We start from the raw sequence: 19,586 nt of genomic DNA, 5'->3' as shown, positions 1-19,586 counted from the left end.
ACTTAGAAACTTGAAGGCATAGTCTCTGCAACGTTGCTTTTACCTTCAAGTGGTGGGTGCCGCGTTCGTATGCGCCACTGGAAGGGCCAGCCCCCTACGCCCGGCAGCGCAGCCGGGCCACTGGAGTACACGTTGACCAGCACCGCGCAGCCGGCGGGGACGGAAGGCCGCAAGGCCCAGCCGGACCACCTCGGCCATGTCATCTTCATCACCGCGGCTGCCGCGATGGGCGGCTTCCTGTTCGGTTACGACAGCTCCGTGATCAACGGTGCCGTCGAGGCCATCCGGGACCGTTACGACGTCGGTTCCGCGGGCCTCGCCCAGGTGGTCGCGATCGCCCTGATCGGCAGCGCCATCGGCGCCGCTGCGGCGGGCCGGCTCGCCGACCGCATCGGCCGTATCCGCGTCATGCAGATCGCCGCGCTGCTCTTCACGGTCAGCGCCGTCGGCTCGGCGCTGCCGTTCGCCATCTGGGACCTGGCCATCTGGCGCATCATCGGCGGCTTCGGCATCGGTATGGCCTCGGTCATCGGCCCGGCCTACATCGCGGAGGTCGCGCCGCCCGCGTACCGCGGTCGGCTCGGCTCCTTCCAGCAGGGCGCGATCGTCATCGGCATCGCCATCTCCCAGCTGGTCAACTGGGGCATCCTCAACCTCGCCGGCGGCGATCAGCGCGGCGAGCTCGCCGGCCTGGAGGCCTGGCAGTGGATGCTCGGCGTCATGGTCGTCCCGGCCGTGCTCTACGGCCTGCTCTCCTTCGCCATCCCCGAGTCGCCCCGCTTCCTGATCAGCGCCGGGCGCCGCGACCGGGCCAAGGAGGTGCTCGCCGAGGTCGAGGGCCAGAACGTGGACCTGGAACTGCGGGTCAACGAGATCGAGCACGCGATGCGCAGTGAGCACAAGTCCACGTTCAAGGACCTGCTCGGCGGCAAGGCCGGCTTCCTCCCGATCGTCTGGATCGGCATCGGCCTGTCGGTCTTCCAGCAGCTGGTCGGCATCAACGTCGCGTTCTACTACTCGTCGACGCTGTGGCAGTCCGTGGGCATCAACCCGCAGAGCTCGTTCTTCTACAGCTTCACCACGTCGATCATCAACATCATCGGCACCGTGATCGCGATGGTCTTCGTCGACAAGATCGGCCGCCGTCCGCTGGCGCTGATCGGCTCCGCCGGTATGGCCGTCGCGCTGGCGCTGGAGGCGTGGGCGTTCGCCGCCAAGACCACGGGCGGCACCCTGCCGCACGCCCAGGGCGTGGTCGCGCTGATCGCCGCCCACGGATTCGTGCTCTTCTTCGCCCTCTCGTGGGGCGTGGTGGTCTGGGTCTTCCTCGGCGAGATGTTCCCGAACAAGATCCGCGCCGCGGCCCTCGGCGTCGCCGCCTCGGCCCAGTGGATCGCCAACTGGGCGATCACGGCCAGCTTCCCGAGCCTGTCGGACTGGAACCTCTCCGGCACGTACGTGATCTACATGATCTTCGCCCTGCTCTCCATCCCCTTCGTGCTCAAGTTCGTGAAGGAGACGAAGGGCAAGGCGTTGGAGGAGATGGGTTAACCACCCCGCCAGCCTCTCTCCTCACCACGGAACTGCCCCGGCTCCCCGATGGAGCCGGGGCAGCCGCATGTCCGCAGCGGGCGCACCGGCCCGGCCGGGTCACCCCGACAGCTCCGGCAGTACCCGCTCCGCAAAGAGGTGCAGCGACCGCCACCCCTCGTCCACCGGCATCCCGCCGCACAGCGGATGCAGGATCAGCGAGTCCGACGCCGCCGCCTTCCCCGCGTACGCCACGCACTCCTCGGGCGTCAGCACCCGGTACACCCCCTCCTCGCGCAGCGCCGCCACGTCCGTCGCCGCCGAGCGCACGGCCGAGTGCGTGCCGGCCCCCGCCTGCCAGCCCGCGTACGTCCGCGCCTCGTACAGGAAGTGCCGCCCGTACCGCTCCCAGGCCTCTTCCGGGTCCTCCGCGACGTGCAGCAGCGCCGTGGCGGCCGGCGGCTCCCTCACCCATCCCTCGTGTCCGTGCTCGGCGCACTGCCGGTGGTAGTACGCGGTGAGCTCCGGCAGGTGGGCGCTGGGGAAGAACGGCAGGCCGAGCCGGGCCGCGCGGCGTGCGGCGGGCCGCGAGGCGCCGCCCACCAGGAGGAGGGGGTGCGGACGGGTGGCCGGGCGCGGCGTGACGCGCACCGTGCGCCCCCGGTATTCGAACGGCTCGCCGGTCCAGGCGCGCAGCAGCGTCTCCAGTGCCTCGTCCTGGAGCGCGCCGCGCCGTTCCCACTCCTTGCCGTGGGCCGCGTACTCCTCGGGTCGGTAGCCGATGCCCGCGACGGTGACCAGCCGGCCGCCGCCGAGCAGATCCAGTACCGCGAGGTCCTCGGCCAGCCGCAGCGGGTCGTGCAGCGGGGTGATCAGCGCGGAGACGGTGACGGTGATCCGCCGGGTGGCGCCGAGCACGGCGCCGGCGAAGGCGAGCGGTGCGGGCATCCAGCCGTTGTCGGTGGCGTGGTGCTCCTCGGTCTGCACCGTCGTGAGGCCCATGTCGTCGGCGTACCGGGCCATCGCGACGGCCGCCTGATAGCGGGCCGCCAGGCCCTCGGGCGTGGGCTCGGGGTCGACCAGGTTGAAGCGCAGGACCGTGACGGGCATGACGACGTCCCCTTCGCCGGGAGGTGGCGAAGGGGACGTTATCTGATGCGGTGTCAGTTGTGGAGGGGGTCGGCGGCACGGCCGCCCGGCTTCGCTACCGCCCGGCCGGTATCGGCTCCGGCGCCGCGTCGCCCTTCGCGGGGGCGTTCTCGCGCGGCGCGGGCAGCACCGCGAAGACCACGGCGGCGACCACGATCGTGACGGCCCAGCCCAGGCCGTGGGTGCCGAACCAGGTGCCGGCCAGCGGCCCCGCGAACCACTGGACCTTGGTCAGGCACAGGCCGAGGGCCAGCGCCACGCCCCAGGCGGTCAGCGCCTGCCAGCAGAAGCCGCCCGCGTACCAGTAGCGGCCGGTGCGGGTGGTGTCCATCAGCGCGTCGGCGTGGTACCGGATGGTGCGCCGGGAGCGCCGCGCCATGTCGATCGCGTACACCCCGACCCAGGCCGAGAAGGAGACCGCGAGGAGCGTCAGGAAGGCGATGAACTGGCTGATGAAGCTGGTCGCCACCAGCATCATGAACGCACCGCCGACCAGGCTGATGAGGGCGTTGATGCTGACCGCCAGCGGGCGCGGCAGCTTCACGCCCATGGTCTGCGCGGTGAAGCCGGCGGAGTACATCGACAGGCTGTTGATCAGCAGCATGCCGACCAGCGCGGTGATCAGGTACGGCACGGCCAGCCAGGTGGGCAGCACGTCGCCGAGGAACGCGACCGGGTCGCTGGCCTTGGCCAGGTCGGGCGTGCGGGAGGACATCACGGCGCCCATGAGGACCATCGGCACCATGACCAGCCCCGCACCCGAGACGGTGGTGGCGACGATCTTCTTGCCGGACGCGGCGTGCGGGAGATACCGGGTGAAGTCCGGGCCCGAGGGGATCCAGCTGATGCCGCCGGCCGCTATGGTGCCGATGCCCGCGATCATCATCGCCGTGTCGCCGGCCTTCTGGGAGAAGACCTGCTGCCAGTCCATCTTGGCGATCAGGTACACCAGCACCATCACGCTGAAGATGCCGAAGAGGTACGTCGACCACTTGTTGCAGACGTTCAGCGCCTTCCGGCCGAGGCCGGAGACCAGGAACGTGGTCGCCACGAAGGCGAACAGGGTGAGGACGGTCAGGAAGTCGTTGCTCTCGATACCGAAGAGCAGCTTCAGGACCGTGAGCAGCGCGAACGCGCCGGTGACCGCGTTGATCGTCTCCCAGCCGAAGCGGGCGACCCACAGGATCATGCCGGGGAAGTAGTTCCCCCGTACGCCGAAGGTGGCGCGCGAGAGCATCAGGCCGGGCGCGCCGCCCCACTTGCCGGTGACCGACAGCAGGCCGGTGAGTCCGAAGGAGACCGCCGCGGCGATCAGCGCGACGACGAGCACCTGCCAGAAGTTCAGCCCGTTGAAGACGACCAGGGACGCGCCCATGGTCAGGAGCAGCACGCTGATGTTGGCGGCGACCCAGGTGGGGAAGAGCTCGCGGACCCGGCCGCGGCGTTCGTCGTCGGGGACCGGCTCGATGCCTCGGGTCTCGACGGTGCCTTCGGTCTCGGGGGAGGCCGTGGTGTCCATGGTGCAGGTGTCTCTCGTGCGCTGGGGCAAGGGCACCCCCACAGGGGGCAGTCGGCAGCGGCGGTGGTGCCTGGCTGCGGGGCGCGGTGGCCGACGAGGACTCTACGCGCGTTGCGCGGCCATCCACCATCGTACTTTGCACCAACTTCCCGCCGTAAGCCCTATTGGACCCTCCGACGAGTCGGGCGCGTCACACTTCTCGTCGGAGGGACCGAGCGGCGGGCGGGCGCCCTGGTCAGCGAGGTGGTGCCGGCACCGGTCCGCGCTGGCTCACCCGGTGGTCGGCGGCGCGCAGGATCTCCGCCGCGTCATCCACCGGCGGATAGATCCAGCTCTCGTTGATCGCGCGCTTCCGGGCCTTGGCCTCCGTGGCCGGGACGTCGTTCAGCGCCCGGTCGAAGCCCTTGGTCAGCACCGCGCCCGCCCCGCCGAGGTCGAGGCAGGTGACGTACGGGTCGGTGGTGAACGGCTCCCGCGCGAGCCCCAGCAGGTCGGCCGCCGCGTTGTGCCCGGCGAACTTCCCCTGCGGCGTCGCGTGCTGACAAGACTGCGTCACGGTGTGGCCGTCCTCGGCCGGCGCGGCGGCCGTGTCGCCGGCCGCGTACACCTCCGGCACCCCGCGCACCCGCAGCCACTCGTCGACCGCCAGCCGTCCCAGAGCGTCGCGCGCGGCGGGTATCTGCGCGGTGAGGCCGTCGGCCCGCACCCCGGCCGTCCAGACGGCCGTACGGGCGGGAATCGCCGTGCCGTCGGAGAGGCGCACGGCCCGCTCGTCCACGCCCGCCACCGTGACGCCCAGCCGCCGTGCGACGCCCAGCTCGTCCAGCGCCCGCTCGATCACCGGCCGCGCCGGCTCGCCGAGCCCGCGCCCGACGACCTCGTCCCGCTCGACCAGGACGACCTCGACCTCGTCCGCCAGGCCGTGCGGCGCGGCGACCGCCCGCAACCGGCCCACCAGCTCGGCCGCGATCTCCACCCCGGTGAACCCGGCGCCGACCACCACCGCCGTGAACCGCCCCGGCCCCGCGGAAGCCTCCGGCAGCGCCTGCAGGTGGTCCTCCAGGGCGACGGCCGCGGCCATCGTGTCGACGTCGTGCAGCCGCTCGGCGCCGGGGAGGTCCGGGCGGACCAGCGCGCTACCCGTGGCCAGCACCAGCCGCTCGTAGCGGTACTCCGTACGGCCCTCGGCGCCGTCGGCGGTGACGGTCCGGCGGGCGGTGTCGATGCCGGTCGCGGTCGCCGCGACGCGTCGTACGCCGATGGGGCCGAGGACGCGGTCCAGCGGGACCCGGTGCGCCGCCGGGGCCGCCTGGTAGAGGCGGGGGCGGATCACCAGGTCGGGACCCGGGGCGAGCAGGGTGACCGTGGCGGAGGCGTCGTGGGCGCGCAGCAGGCGGGCGGCGCCGGCGGCGGCCCAGGTCCCGGCGAAACCGCCGCCCACAATCAGGACATCCGGCATCCGGAATCTCCTTCCGAGTGTCCCGCGGCACGTTCCGCGGGGGTGATTCCGGATAGTACACATCCAGATTGAAGCCTGGACAGACAGCATCCGGATTCATGTGCGGGGTGGTGCGTCTCCGCGATCTGTGGCGTGCGACCCCGCCGGCGCTGCGTGCCCGATACTGAGGGAGTTATGGAAATCGTCATCCTTGCTGTAGTCATCGCTGTGGTCGCGCTCGGCGCGATCAGCGGGCTCGTCGTCAGCAGCCGCAGGAAGAAGCAGCAGCTGCCGCCGCCCCCGCCGACCACCCCGTCCGTCACCGCGCCCCCTGCGGAGCCGCAGGTCGGTGAGGACGCCGAGACCCCCCGCGACGAGGAACGTCGCACCATAGAAGAGGTCGGGCTGCCGGACTCCGGCGCCACCCTCGTCGAGGAACCGCCCGTCGCCGAGCCGGCGGCGCCCGCGGCGCCCGAGGTCGAGGTCCCGGAGCCGACCGCCGGCCGGCTCGTCCGGCTGCGCGCCCGGCTCTCCCGCTCGCAGAACTCCCTGGGCAAGGGCCTGCTCACGCTGCTCTCCCGGGAACACCTGGACGAGGACACCTGGGAGGAGATCGAGGACACCCTGCTCACCGCCGACGTCGGTGTGCAGCCCACGCAGGAGCTGGTCGAGCGGCTGCGCGAGCGCGTACGGGTGCTCGGCACCCGCACCCCCGACGAGCTGCGCGCACTGCTCCGCGAGGAGCTGCTGAACCTCATCGGCACCGAGGCCGACCGCACCGTGAACACGGCGAACGGCCTGGGCGTGAACGGTCAGGAGATCCCCGGCGTCGTCATGGTCGTCGGCGTCAACGGCACCGGCAAGACCACCACCACCGGCAAGCTCGCCCGCGTGCTGGTCGCCGACGGCAAGTCCGTCGTGCTGGGCGCGGCCGACACCTTCCGCGCCGCCGCGGTCGACCAGCTGCAGACCTGGGGCGACCGGGTCGGCGCCCGCACCGTGCGCGGCCCCGAGGAGGGCGACCCGGCCTCGGTCGCCTTCGACTCGGTGAAGGAAGGTATCTCCGAGGGCGCGGACGTCGTCCTCATCGACACCGCCGGCCGGCTGCACACCAAGACCGGCCTCATGGACGAGCTGGGCAAGGTCAAGCGGGTCGTGGAGAAGCACGGCCCGGTCGGCGAGGTGCTGCTCGTCCTGGACGCCACCACCGGCCAGAACGGCCTGGTCCAGGCCCGGGTCTTCGCCGAGGTCGTGGACATCACCGGCGTGGTCCTCACCAAGCTGGACGGCACGGCCAAGGGCGGCATCATCGTCGCGGTCCAGCGCGAACTGGGCGTCCCGGTGAAGCTGGTGGGCCTGGGCGAGGGCGCCGACGACCTGGCGCCGTTCGAGCCCGAGGCCTTCGTCGACGCACTGATCGGCGACTGACCGGAGCGTGAACGGGTTAACCCGGGCACCCGCACCGATACGAATACACCGAGCCCCGCCGCACACGAAGTGCGGCGGGGCTCGGCGCGTGCGCCCGGCGGCGCGGCGCGGGGACGACGCGCCCGGCGACCGGGCGCGGGCGATGGTTTTCGGGCGGGTGCACGAGGACGCGGGCGCGCGAGACGGCTGAATCGGAGCGAGGGCGGAACCGGAGCGAGGGCGCAATCGGAGTGCGTGCGGAATCGGAGTGCGTGCGGGCGACTTCGGGGCCGAGCGTGGGCGGCTGGCTCCGGGGTCGAGCGATTGCGGCCGTCTCCATGGACAGAGCGCGGGCGGCTGGCTCCGGGGCCGAGCGCAGGCGAGGGGCCCCAATGCGGCGGCGCCTCGTCTTGGCGAAGGGGCCGCAGCGTGACCGGCGCCTCGTCTTGGCGAAGGGCCCCAGCGTGACCGGCGCCTCGTCTTGGCGAAGGGATCCAGCATGACCGGCGCCTCGTCTTGGCGAAGGGATCCAACAATTCAACACGGCCGACGCCTCGTCTTCCCGACCCGCGCACCGCAACCATCAATTGAGCAACCCCCACGGCGCCCAACCACCTCCGCGAAAGCGGCGCCGGCTTAGGCGCACAGGGCCGCGCCGACTTAGGCGCAAAGGGCCGCGCCGACTTAGGCGCACAGGGCGCGCCGGCTCAGGCGCACAGGCGATGACAGACGTACGCCAGGGTGCCCAGCAGCAGCTTCGCCTCCGGGGGGTGGCCCGCGCTGTCCAGCGTGGGCGGCCGCAGCCAGCGCATCGGCCCCAGGCCCGCCAGGTCGCAGGGCGGCGCGACGACGTGATCGCCGGGGCCCAGGCAGCGGAGGTCCAGCGAGGCGTCGTCCCAGCCCATCCGGTACAGCAGGTTCGGCAGTCCGGCCGCGGCGCCCGGCGCCACGAAGAACAGTGCCCGGCCGGTCGGGGTGGCGGCCACCGGGCCCAGCGGTAGGCCCATCCGTTCGAGCCGGACCAGGGCCGTGCGGCCCGCCGCCACCGGTACGTCCAGTACGTCGAAGGTGCGGCCGACCGGCAGCAGCACAGCGGCGCCCGGCGTCTCCGCCCAGACGGCCGCGGCCTTCTCCAGCGTGGTGCCGGCGGGCAGGGCGTCCGCGAAGGCGAGGGGGTGGGCGCCGGGGGCCGGGCAGCCCGCCGCGCCGCACGAGCAGGTGACCCGGCCGTCGCCGCCTCGGGCCGCGCGGGCGCCGGGCACGACGTCCCAGCCCCAGAGCCCGGTGTACTCCGCCACCGCGGTGCCCTCGGCCGAGCGGACACGCCTCTTGGCGCCATGGCGGATGTCGCGGAACTCCCGGATGCCGCCGATCGTGAAGCCCATACCCCCTCCAACGGGTCCTGCATGCCAGTGGTTACGTGCCGGAGTCTTGCCGTGACGCTCCGTCGAAAGTCGTTGTCGCCGATGGTGTGACGTGGCGCTTCGGGTTGTGCGGTGCGGCAGACGCGCCCTCAAGTGCTTCTCTGCGCCCAATCCTTCGCGACCTGTGTCAAGTCAATCGCGCGGAGCCGGGGAGGAGTTCATTCAAAGGGGTGGCGAATGGTGGCGTTTCCCGGCTCGGCCTCGCGGGAGGCGTGATCGTAGGATTACTTTCGGTGCACGAACCGGGAGGGGTATCCGCCACGCGGGTATGCCAACGGCAAGAGAGTGACCATCCGGCGGCTTTCCGGCGGCCGGAATCCGTGGTCGGCTGGGGTCACTCCAGGACAGGCGTCGCGAAGGAGCGGCATCCTGTCGGAGGTTCGTGACAGGGCAACAGATCCGGATGGGGGCGTTCGAGTTGGGCGGCAACGGCGGCGCGTGCGCTGACAAGCGCCCGAACGAGCAATTGGGCTCGTGGTTCGTGCGCAGCGGCTGGTCCAAGGGCGAACTCGCCCGCCAGGTCAACCGCCGCGCCCGGCAGCTGGGCGCGCACCACATCAGTACGGACACCTCGCGGGTCCGCCGCTGGCTGGACGGCGAGCAGCCCCGCGAACCGATCCCGCGCATCCTCTCGGAGCTGTTCTCCGAGCGCTTCGGGTGCGTCGTCGGCGTCGAGGACCTGGGCTTGCGCAGCGCACACCAGTCCCCTTCCGTCTCCGGTGTGGACCTTCCCTGGGCAGGGCCCCAGACGGTCTCGCTCATCAGCGAGTTCTCGCGCAGCGACCTGATGCTGGCGCGGCGTGGCTTTCTCGGGACCTCGTTGGCGCTGGCCGCGGGGCCCGCCCTCATCGAACCGATGCAGCGCTGGCTGGTCCCCACGCCGACCGGCGGCGCCGGTGAGACGGGATCCGACGGCGGACGCCGCCGCGGTGGCCGGCTCTCGCAGCCCGAGCTGGAGCTGCTGGAGTCCACGACCATGATGTTCCGGCAGTGGGACGCCCAGTGCGGCGGCGGACTGCGCCGCAAGGCCGTCGTCGGGCAGCTCCACGAAGTCACCGACCTGCTCCAGGAGTCGCACCCCGAAGCGGTCTCCAAGCGGCTGTTCAAGGTCGCCGCCGAACTGGCCGAGCTGGCGGGCTGGATGAGCTACGACATCGGTCTGCAGCCCACGGCGCAGAAGTACTTCGTCCTCGCACTGCACGCGTCCAAGGAAGCCGGCGACAAGCCCCTGGGCTCGTACATCCTCTCCAGCATGAGCCGCCAGATGATCCACCTCGGACGCTCCGAGGACGCCCTGGAGCTGATCCATCTCGCGCAGTACGGCAGTCGGGAAACGGCCACCCCGCGCACCCAGGCGATGCTGTATGCGATGGAGGCCCGCGCGTACGCCGGCATCGGGCAGCCCAGCAAGGTCAAGCGGGCCGTGCGGATGGCCGAGGACACCTTCGCCGACGTCGAGCCCGGCGCGCAGCCCGAGCCGGACTGGATCCGCTTCTTCTCCGAGGCCGAGCTGAACGCGGAGAACGCCCACTCGTACCGCGACCTCGCCTACGTCGCCGGCCGCAGCCCCACGTACGCCTCGCTGGCCCAGCCGGTGATGGAGCGCGCCGTCGAGCTGTTCGGCAAGGACCAGGAGCACCAGCGCTCGTACGCCCTGAACCTCATCGGCATGGCCACGGTCCATCTGCTGCAACGTGAGCCCGAGCAGTGCGCGGACCTGGCCCGGCAGGCCATACCGTTCGCGAAGCAGGTGCGCTCGGAGCGGGTCAACACCCGGCTGCGTAAGACCGTGGACACCGCCGCCCGGGACTTCTCCGAGATCGCCGAGGTCATCCAGCTGACCGAGGAGCTGCAGCACCACCTGCCGGAGACGGCAGCGGAGGCCGTCTAGCGGCCCGGCCGCAGCACCCGCGCCCGTCCGCGGCACCCGTCAAGACCCCGGCCGCGACCACGCCCCGTACAGTCCGACTCGGCTCCCCCATCGCCAGGTCTGAGGGCATCGGTCGCGGCCGGTCCGCGGTTCCGTCGGCCGCTTGCACGGCAGTTCCGTGGGCCGCTTGCACAGCGGTTCCGTCGCCGCTCGCACGGCGGCTCCGTCGGTCGCTCGCACAGCGGTTCTGCCGCCTGGGCAGGGGCTCCGTTGGCCTATACAGCGGTTTTGTTGGCCCGCACAGGCGTTCATCCGGGCGTAACACCGCCGTCGCCTTCGTCACGGCGGCGAAACACCGGGGCGCCTCACCGGAAACGGCGCTGCGTCACTCTCGTGGCGAAAGCCGGCCCCTCCGCACCACCCCGCGCGGGCCGCATCGACGACGAGGAGACGCCGATGCCCCCAGGCATCCTGACGAACGCAGTGAGCCTCTCGGCAGACAAAGTCGAGCTGAGCCCGGCCGACACCGGTTTCATGCTGATCGCCACCGCCCTGGTGATGGTGATGACCCCCGCGCTCGCGTTCTTCTACGGCGGCATGGTCCGCGTGAAGAGCGTCCTGAACATGCTGATGATGAGTTTCATCAGCCTCGGTCTGGTGACCGTCCTGTGGGTGCTGTACGGCTTCAGCCTCGCCTTCGGCACCGACCACGGCTCCGTCATAGGCTTCAGCGGCGACTACGTAGGACTCAGCGGCATCGGACTCACCGAGCTGTGGGACGGCTACACCATCCCGGTCTACGTCTTCGCCGCCTTCCAGCTGATGTTCGCCGTCCTCACCCCCGCGCTGATCAGCGGCGCGCTCGCCGACCGCGTCAAGTTCTCCGCCTGGGCGCTGTTCGTCGTCCTGTGGGTGACCGTCGTGTACTTCCCGGTCGCCCACTGGGTGTGGGGCGCCGGGGGCTGGCTCTTCGAGCTCGGCGTGATCGACTTCGCGGGCGGTACGGCCGTCCACATCAACGCGGGTGCCGCAGCGCTCGGCGTGATCTTCGTCGTGGGCAAGCGCATCGGCTTCAAGAAGGACCCCATGCGGCCGCACAGCCTGCCGCTGGTCATGCTCGGCGCCGGCCTGCTGTGGTTCGGCTGGTTCGGCTTCAACGCCGGCTCCTGGCTCGGCAACAGCGACGGCGTGGGCGCGGTGGCCTTCCTGAACACGCAGGTCGCCACGGCCGCGGCCATGCTCGGCTGGCTCGCGTACGAGAAGATCCGGCACGGCTCCTTCACCACCCTGGGCGCCGCTTCCGGCGCGGTCGCGGGCCTGGTCGCGATCACCCCCGCCTGCGGCTCCGTCAGCCCGCTCGGCGCGATCGCCATCGGCATCATCGCGGGCGTCCTGTGCGCCATGGCCGTCGGCCTGAAGTACCGCTTCGGCTACGACGACTCCCTCGACGTCGTAGGCGTCCACCTGGTCGGTGGCGTCGTCGGCTCCCTGCTCATCGGCTTCTTCGCCACCGGCGGCGTCCAGAGCGACGCCAAGGGACTCTTCTACGGCGGCGGCCTGGCCCAGCTGGGCAAGCAGTCCGTCGGGGTGGTCTGCGTACTGCTGTACTCCCTCGTGCTCTCGTTCCTCCTTGCCAAGGTCATCGACCTGGTGATGGGCTTCCGGGTCAGTGAGGACGAGGAGCTGGCGGGTGTGGACCAGGCCGCCCACGCGGAGACGGCGTACGACTACGGCGGCACCGGCGGCGGCTCGGCCCTGACCCGCACGGCGGCATCGGCCACCGGCTCGGCAGCGGCGTCGGCATCGGGATCGGCATCCGGTGACGACCCGGAGCCCGGCGCGGCCGGGAGCACGGCTCAGGCCTCACAGGCAGGATCATCGGCTCAGGCCCAGGACCGTACTCCGGGCAAGGCGAAGAAGGTGGAAGCGTGAAGCTCATCACGGCAGTCATCAAGCCGCACCGGCTGGACGAGGTGAAGGAGGCCCTGCAGTCGTTCGGCGTGCACGGCCTGACCGTCACCGAGGCCAGCGGATACGGCCGGCAGCGCGGTCACACGGAGGTGTACCGCGGCGCCGAGTACACCGTGGACCTGGTGCCCAAGATCCGCATCGAGGTGCTGGTGGAGGACGCGGACGCCGAACAGCTCATCGAGGTCGTCGTCAAGGCCGCCCGCACCGGCAAGATCGGCGACGGCAAGGTCTGGAGCGTCCCGGTGGACGAGGCGGTCCGCGTCCGCACGGGAGAACGGGGCCCGGACGCGCTCTGAGCAGGTGCCCTCTCGCGGGCGGCGCGCGGCGCGCGATGGGCGGCAGGCGGCGGGCGTGGCCTGAGGGTGCCGTGGGGGTGAGCTCCCCTGGGAGAAGCTGCCGTGGGGTGAGCTTCCGGGGGGAGTCCCCGTGGGGTGAGCTTCCGGGAGGGGAGTCCTCATGGGGGTGAGCTTCCGAAAGGGGAGTCCCCATGAGGGTGAGCTTCCATGGGTGAGCTCCTGTAGGGGTGTGCCCCCGTGGGGGGCGTGGTCCGTGGGGGGACGTGGTCCGTGGGGTGAAGCGTGGTCCGCGGGGGTGGGGCGTGTGGGAGTGGCGGGCGGGTGTCGATGGCCCGGGCGGCGGACACGGCGTACGGGCGACCGGCGGGCAGCGCCCGGCCCGTACGGGTGAGGCGCGTACGGCGCGCGGCCGTCCCGGCGGTGAGCGGGCAGCTTGTCCGGGCGAGGGGCGGACGACCACCCGGGGGGGGAACGACCGAGACGACCGAGGAGCGCCTGAGGTGACGGACAGCGTGGACGAAGCGGCGACGCCGGGCCGGCCGGGACCGGCCGGTGGACCGGCGACGGCTGCCGGACGGGCGTTCCGGGCCGGCGGAGCCGATTCCGGCGTCGAGGTGACGAAGCCTGGTCACGACATGACCGATCCCGGCGCTGACGCGGCCGAGTCCGGTTCCGTCGCGGCCGATCCCGGTGCCCACGGGGCCGATCCCGGTGCCGGTAGAGCCGGGCCAGGCGTCGGTGGAGCCGATTCCGGCGGCGTCGACGCGACCGATTCCGACGTCGGCGGGGTCGAGTCCGGTGCCGGTGCGGCCGACTCCGGCGTCGGCGGGGTCGAGTCCGGTGCCGGTGGGGCCGACTCCGGCGGTGACGCGACTGATAACCGTGCCGGTGGGGCCGACTCCGGCAAGCGCGCCGACGAGGAGGACCATGCCGCCGCCCGGCAGCGGCTGCTCCAGGACGGCGCGATGGCCGGCGCGGAGCGCCGCGCCGCTCTGGCCCGGCTGACCGACCAGTGGCTGGCGGGCCTCTTCGAGAGCGCCGCCGCGCGGAGCGGCATCGGCGGTGCCGCCCTCGTCGCCGTAGGCGGCTACGGCCGCGGCGAACTCTCCCCCCGCAGCGACCTCGACCTGCTCCTCCTCCACGACGGCAAGGCCTCGGCCAGGGACGTCGCGGCTCTCGCCGACCGCCTCTGGTACCCCCTGTGGGACCTCGGCCTGGACCTGGACCACTCCGTCCGCACCCCGGCCGAGGCCCGCCGCACCGCCCGCGACGACCTCAAGGCCCAGCTCGGCCTGCTGGACGCCCGCCACCTCGCCGGCAGCGCCGACCTCACCGCCGCCCTGCGCACCGCGAGCTTCGCCGACTGGCGCGAGACGGCACCCAAACGCCTCCCCGAACTCCACGCCCTCTGCCTGGACCGGGCCGATCGCCAGGGCGAACTGCAGTACCTCCTCGAACCCGACCTCAAGGAGGCCAGAGGTGGCCTCCGCGACGTCACCGCCCTGCGCGCGGTCGCCGCGTCCTGGCTCGCCGACGCCCCCCGGGCCGGCCTGGAAGAGGCCCGCGGCCGCCTGCTGGACGTACGCGACGCCCTGCACCTCGTCACCGGCCGGGCCACCGACCGGCTCGCGCTCCAGGAGCAGGACCAGGTCGCGGCGGCCCTCGGCCTCCTAGACGCCGACGCCCTGCTGCGCCAGGTATACGAATCAGCCCGCACGATCTCGTATGCGGGCGACGTCACCTGGCGCGAGGTCGGCCGGGTGCTCCGCGCCCGCTCCGTACGGCCGTCGCTGCGCGGCCTGATCAGCGGCCGGGGCGGGCGGTCCGCGAACCGGGGCGGGCCGGCGGCGGGCCGCGGCGAGCGCTCGCCGCTGGCCGAGGGCGTCGTCGAGCACGAGGGCGAGGCCGTACTGGCCCGCACCGCGCGCCCCGAACGCGACGCCGTGCTGCCGCTGCGCGCCGCGGCCGCCGCCGCCCAGGCCGGCCTGCCGCTCTCCCCGCACGCCGTGCGCCGGCTGGCCGCGGCGGCCCGCCCGCTGCCCGTGCCCTGGCCCGCCGAGGCCCGCGAGGAGCTGCTGACCCTGCTGGGCGCGGGCGCGCGCACCGTGCCTGTCTGGGAGGCGCTGGAGGCCGAGGGGATCATCACCCGGCTGCTGCCGGACTGGGAGCGGGTGCGCTGCCGCCCGCAGCGCAACGCCGTGCACCGCTGGACCGTCGACCGGCACCTCGTCGAGACGGCCGTACGGGCCTCCGCGCTGACCCGCCGCGTCCACCGGCCCGACCTGCTCCTCATGGCAGCCCTCCTGCACGACATCGGCAAGGGTTGGCCCGGCGACCACTCGGTGTCCGGCGAGACCATCGCCCGCGACGTGGCCGCCCGGCTCGGCTTCGACGCGAAGGACACGGACGTCATCGCCACCCTGGTCCGCCACCACCTCCTCCTCATCGAGACCGCCACCCGCCGGGACCTGGACGACCCGGCCACGATCGCCTCGGTCGCCCGGGTCGTCCGTACCGCCGGGACACTGGAACTGCTGCACGCGCTCACCGAAGCGGATGCCCTGGCCACCGGGCCCGCCGCGTGGAGCCGCTGGCGCGAGGGGCTGGTCGCCGACCTCGTCCGGCGGGTCGGCGGCCTGCTCGCGGGGGAGCCGGAGGCGACCACGACCACCCCGTGGGAGCCCACCGCGGAACAGGAGCGCCTCGCCGTCGAGGCCTGGCGCACGAGCGGCCCCGTACTGGCCCTGCACACCCGGACCGAGCCGCCCGGCACCGCCCCGGCCTCCCCGGCAACTCCGGAATCTTCGGTCCTCGGGGCGGTCCCGGCGGACCAGGAGTCCACCGGGGACCCGGAACCGGTCGGCGTCGAGCTGCTGCTCGCCGTACCGGACCGCCCGGGCGTCCTCCCCGCCACCGCGGGCGTACTCGCCGTGCACCGTCTCACCGTCCGCGCCGCCGACCTGCGCGTCATGCCCCTGCCCGAGGGCTTGCACGGTGCGGGGGACGGTGTGGAGGTCGGCGTGGGGGACGGTGTGGAGGTTGGCGCGGGGGACGGCGCCCCGCACGCCGCCGACCGCCCCGTACTGCTCCTCAGCTGGCGGGTGGCGGCCGAGTACGGCGCGCTCCCGCAGGTGACCCGGCTCCGCGCCGACCTCGTACGCGCCCTGGACGGCACCCTGGACATCCCCGCCCGCCTCGCCGAGCGCGAACGGGCCTACGCGCGGCGCTCGCGAGGGCTGCAGGCGCCGCCGCCTCGGGTGACGGTGGCGCCCGGCGGATCCCGCTCCGCCACCGTGATCGAGGTACGCGCCCAGGACGCCCAGGGGCTGCTGTACCGGATCGGCCGGGCTCTGGAGGACGCGGGTGTCACCGTACGCAGCGCCCACGTCAGCACCCTGGGCGCCAACGCGGTGGACGCCTTCTACGTCACCGACGCCGACGGCTCCCCCCTGCCGTCCGCCACCGCGACGGAGCTGGCCCAGGCGGTGGAGCGCGCCCTGAAGTGACCGCGGCGTCCCTCCCGCCAGTGATCGCGGCACTCCTCCCGTGAGTGACCGCTGCACTCCTCCTGCTCTGGAGCCGGGCAGGACGGGTCCTGCTCTGGAGCCGGGCAGGACGGGGACAGGCACAGGCGCCAGCGGCGTTGCGGCTGCCGCACCCGTGCCGTGGCGCACCCCGAGCACCTGCAGATACCGCCCCCATCCGCCTCTTCGGGTAGGCCGGGACGTTCTGTACCGTGGGGCGGATACTCTAGAAGCCGATTGACTCCACCCCCGACCCCGAGGATCGACGACCGCCGTGTTCGATACGCTTTCCGACCGCCTGGCGAGTACTTTCAAAAATCTCCGGGGCAAGGGGCGCCTCTCCGAGGCGGACATCGACGCCACCGCGCGCGAGATCCGTATCGCCCTGCTCGAAGCGGATGTCGCGCTCCCCGTCGTCCGCGCCTTCATCAAGCAGGTGAAGGAGCGTGCGCTGGGCGCCGAGGTCTCCCAGGCGCTGAACCCCGCCCAGCAGGTCATCAAGATCGTCAACGAGGAGCTCATCGGCATCCTCGGTGGCGAGACCCGTCGCCTGCGCTTCGCCAAGCAGCCGCCGACGGTCATCATGCTCGCCGGTCTGCAGGGTGCCGGTAAGACCACGCTGGCCGGCAAGCTGGGCCGCTGGCTCAAGGCGCAGGGCCACGCCCCGCTGCTCGTCGCCTGTGACCTCCAGCGTCCGAACGCCGTGAACCAGCTCAGCGTCGTCGCCGAGCGCGCCGGTGTGGCGATCTTCGCCCCGGAGCCGGGCAACGGCGTCGGCGACCCGGTCAAGGTCGCCCAGGACTCGATCGAGTTCGCCCGCGCCAAGCAGCACGACGTCGTGCTCGTCGACACCGCCGGCCGCCTGGGCATCGACCAGGAGCTGATGCAGCAGGCCGCGGACATCCGCGACGCGGTCAAGCCCGACGAGGTCCTCTTCGTCGTCGACGCCATGATCGGCCAGGACGCGGTCAACACCGCCGAGGCCTTCCGGGACGGCGTCGGCTTCGACGGCGTCGTGCTCTCCAAGCTCGACGGCGACGCCCGCGGTGGTGCCGCGCTCTCCATCGCGCACGTCACCGGCAAGCAGATCATGTTCGCCTCCAACGGCGAGAAGCTGGACGACTTCGACGCGTTCCACCCGGACCGCATGGCGTCCCGCATCCTCGGCATGGGCGACATGCTGTCGCTCATCGAGAAGGCCGAGCAGACCTTCAGCCAGGCCGAGGCCGAGAAGATGGCGGCCAAGCTGCAGAAGGGCCCGAAGGAGTTCACGCTCGACGACTTCCTGGCCCAGATGGAGCAGGTCCGCAAGATGGGCTCCATCTCCAAGCTGCTCGGCATGCTGCCCGGCATGGCGCAGATGAAGGACCAGATCAACAACCTCGACGAGCGGGACGTCGACCGCACCGCCGCGATCATCAAGTCGATGACCCCGGGCGAGCGCCAGGACCCGACCATCATCAACGGCTCGCGCCGCGCCCGTATCGCGCGCGGTTCGGGTGTCGACGTCAGCGCCGTGAAGAGCCTGGTCGAGCGCTTCTTCGACGCCCGCAAGATGATGTCGAAGATGGCCCAGGGCGGCGGCATGCCGGGGATGCCTGGCATGCCGGGGATGCCCGGCATGGGCGGCGGCGCCAAGAAGAAGAAGCAGCAGAAGAAGGCCAAGGGCAAGCAGCGCAGTGGCAACCCCATGAAGCGCAAGGCCGAGGAGGAGGCCGCCGCGGCCCGCCGCGAGGCCGCCCAGAACGGCAACCCGCTCGGCCTTCCGCAGGGCGGCCAGGGCGACCCGAAGGACTTCGAACTCCCCGAGGAATTCAAGAAGTTCATGGGCTGAGGTAGCGGCAGGAGAGCCGGTTGACGCAGCTGAGGCAACCGGCGCACGCCCGCAGGCAGTAGCCGCCCGCCCCCACGGCCCCGCCCGGAATCCTCCGGCCGGGGCCGTCGCTGTACCACCCGTGGCTGTGGACGCACCACCCGTAGCCGTCGGCGTACCTGGAGCAGTCCGCGTGCCGCGGGTGTCGTGAGTGCCGTGGGGCGCGGACGGCGCGTCGCGTCGCGGGCGCCCCTGTCAGTGCGCGGCGTGGGCGGAACGGAAGGCGGCTGCGCCACGTATAGGGCGCTCCACGTGAAGCGGCGCGCCGTTGGCCAGCCCGGCCGGGCTCAGCCCAAGCGCGACGGCCGCGGTGGCGCCCACGTCCGCCAGCGACGCGGCGTCCGGGAGGCGCTCGGCGGCTCCGGCATCGGGACGGTGAATGAGCACCGGTACGTACTCCCGCGTGTGGAAGGCGTGTCCGATCGTGGGATCGTTGCCGTGGTCGCCGGTGACGATCAGCCGGTCCCCGGGCGCGCTGAGCAGCGGCAGCAGTGCCGCAAGCCCCTCGTCCACCCGCCGCAGCACCGCCGCGTAACGGTCCGGGTCCTGTTCATGACCGGCCAGGTCGGTCTCCTGCACGTTACTGACCACCAGCACCGACCCCTGCCCGGCCCCTCCGCCTCGCCCGGCTCCTTCGCCCCGCCCGTCCGCTCCGCCTCGGCCGGCTCCTTCGCCCCGCCCGTCCGCTCCGCCTCGGCCGGCCGCGCGGACCGTGTCCACCGTGTGCCGCAGCACCTCTTCGGTGTCCACCGCCGGCCGCCGTACCGCCGCCTCGCAGGCGAGGATGTCGGCCGCCTTGCCGACGAGTGTCACGGGGACACCCGCGCGGGCCGCGGCGTCCGGCAGCTGGCGGGTGTGGTCCAGCGGCGCACCCAGGTGCTGCACCTCCAGCCCACCGTTGCGGTAGAAGCCGCTGGCCGGAGTGTCCAACCCGACCGTGCCGGCCTCCCCGTGCCGCACGAACCCGGCCAGCGGCCCGTCCGCGTGGCCGCCCACCGCGATCACCCGGGCCACCGGCGCGACCGTCCTCACCACGCGTGCCACGCCCAGCACCTGTGCGAACGGCGCGTCCGCCAGCCGCGCCGAGGCGTTCCAGTTGATGCCGGGATCGGCCTCCAGGTTGTCGTGCACCAGGATCCGCCCGTCGACCACCACCAGCGGCTTGCCGTCGAGCAGTTCCGTACGGTGCCCCGCCGCCCGCAGGGCCGCGACGACCTCCTGCAGGTGCTTGGCGAGCCGCGCCACCGTCACCCGGTTGAAGTCGGCGCCCATCATCGTCTGATGCCCGGCGTACGTGTCCGCGCCCGGGTAGCCCAGCGCCGCCCGACCGGCCGCTACCGGCAGCGAGGGGCGCGGCGCGAGGTCCGGGTGCGGATGGACGGCGCCCAGGCCGAGGGCGCCGAACGAGGGCAGCTCCAAGGGGCGTCCGGTCGTCGCACGGTGGTGGTCGAGAAGGTGGCCGAGGGTGTCGGCTTCGGCGTCGCCGGGGCGCAGCGCTCCGGCGTCCGGCATCGCGCCGATGCCGAAGCCGTCGACGACGAGAATGACGATCTTGCTCATGGCGGTTCCTGGCGTCCGAGAGGAA

General features: G+C 72.5%; 12 protein-coding genes. 7 read left to right on the top strand and 5 right to left on the bottom strand.

Features of this window, described 5'->3' with window-relative positions:
- Nucleotides 1–132: 132 nt before the first annotated feature.
- Complete coding sequence (locus IF20_RS11130) at nucleotides 133–1,551, top strand: sugar porter family MFS transporter (RefSeq protein ID WP_052864952.1); 1,419 nt, start codon at nucleotides 133–135, stop codon at nucleotides 1,549–1,551.
- Between the two features lie 99 nt (nucleotides 1,552–1,650).
- On the opposite strand, the gene IF20_RS11125 is transcribed toward IF20_RS11130, so the two are convergent.
- The 3 genes from IF20_RS11125 to IF20_RS11115 form a co-directional block, all read right to left on the bottom strand.
- The gene (locus IF20_RS11125; RefSeq protein WP_052864951.1) at nucleotides 1,651–2,640 is read right to left on the bottom strand and encodes an LLM class flavin-dependent oxidoreductase; all 990 of its coding nucleotides are present in this window, start codon (nucleotides 2,638–2,640) and stop codon (nucleotides 1,651–1,653) included.
- Nucleotides 2,641–2,734: 94 nt separating this feature from the next.
- A complete protein-coding gene (locus IF20_RS11120; RefSeq protein ID WP_052864950.1) occupies nucleotides 2,735–4,198 on the bottom strand; it encodes a purine-cytosine permease family protein in 1,464 nt (487 codons plus the stop codon).
- A gap of 235 nt (nucleotides 4,199–4,433) precedes the next feature.
- Nucleotides 4,434–5,657: an NAD(P)/FAD-dependent oxidoreductase gene (locus IF20_RS11115; protein WP_052864949.1), complete on the bottom strand. Its 1,224-nt coding sequence runs from the start codon at nucleotides 5,655–5,657 to the stop codon at nucleotides 4,434–4,436.
- A gap of 174 nt (nucleotides 5,658–5,831) precedes the next feature.
- Here IF20_RS11115 and ftsY point away from each other — a divergent pair, with 174 nt between their 5' ends.
- Nucleotides 5,832–7,064: a signal recognition particle-docking protein FtsY gene (gene ftsY, locus IF20_RS11110; RefSeq protein ID WP_052864948.1), complete on the top strand. Its 1,233-nt coding sequence runs from the start codon at nucleotides 5,832–5,834 to the stop codon at nucleotides 7,062–7,064.
- Between the two features lie 686 nt (nucleotides 7,065–7,750).
- On the opposite strand, the gene IF20_RS11105 is transcribed toward ftsY, so the two are convergent.
- Nucleotides 7,751–8,428, bottom strand: a complete 678-nt coding sequence (locus tag IF20_RS11105) for a bifunctional DNA primase/polymerase (RefSeq protein ID WP_052864947.1) — start codon at nucleotides 8,426–8,428, stop codon at nucleotides 7,751–7,753.
- Nucleotides 8,429–8,870: 442 nt separating this feature from the next.
- Here IF20_RS11105 and nsdA point away from each other — a divergent pair, with 442 nt between their 5' ends.
- The 5 genes from nsdA (at nucleotide 8,871) to ffh (ending at nucleotide 17,962) form a co-directional block, all read left to right on the top strand.
- Nucleotides 8,871–10,358 (top strand): transcriptional repressor NsdA, encoded by a 1,488-nt coding sequence (nsdA, locus tag IF20_RS11100; RefSeq protein WP_234426619.1) that lies wholly within the window; start codon nucleotides 8,871–8,873, stop codon nucleotides 10,356–10,358.
- 435 nt (nucleotides 10,359–10,793) lie between these two features.
- On the top strand, nucleotides 10,794–12,269 hold the full coding sequence (locus IF20_RS11095; RefSeq protein ID WP_052864946.1) for an ammonium transporter: 1,476 nt from the start codon (nucleotides 10,794–10,796) through the stop codon (nucleotides 12,267–12,269).
- Nucleotides 12,266–12,604: a P-II family nitrogen regulator gene (locus IF20_RS11090; protein ID WP_052864945.1), complete on the top strand. Its 339-nt coding sequence runs from the start codon at nucleotides 12,266–12,268 to the stop codon at nucleotides 12,602–12,604. The genes IF20_RS11095 and IF20_RS11090 overlap by 4 nt, the downstream gene beginning before the upstream one ends.
- A 635-nt stretch (nucleotides 12,605–13,239) precedes the next feature.
- On the top strand, nucleotides 13,240–16,110 hold the full coding sequence (locus tag IF20_RS11085; protein ID WP_199896555.1) for a [protein-PII] uridylyltransferase: 2,871 nt from the start codon (nucleotides 13,240–13,242) through the stop codon (nucleotides 16,108–16,110).
- A 292-nt stretch (nucleotides 16,111–16,402) separates the two neighbouring features.
- Nucleotides 16,403–17,962, top strand: a complete 1,560-nt coding sequence (gene ffh / locus IF20_RS11080) for a signal recognition particle protein (protein WP_052864944.1) — start codon at nucleotides 16,403–16,405, stop codon at nucleotides 17,960–17,962.
- A 234-nt stretch (nucleotides 17,963–18,196) separates the two neighbouring features.
- Here ffh and IF20_RS11075 read toward each other — a convergent pair whose 3' ends face one another.
- Entirely contained in the window at nucleotides 18,197–19,561 is a 1,365-nt protein-coding gene (locus tag IF20_RS11075) for a phosphopentomutase (RefSeq protein ID WP_052864943.1), read from the bottom strand.
- Between the last annotated feature and the right edge of the window lie 25 nt (nucleotides 19,562–19,586).

The organism is Streptomyces niger (assembly GCF_000718305.1).
GTDB classification, from domain to species: domain Bacteria; phylum Actinomycetota; class Actinomycetes; order Streptomycetales; family Streptomycetaceae; genus Streptomyces; species Streptomyces niger.
The sequence above is the reverse complement of the archived record's forward strand: the minus strand, read 5'-3'. Positions and strand labels throughout refer to the sequence as shown.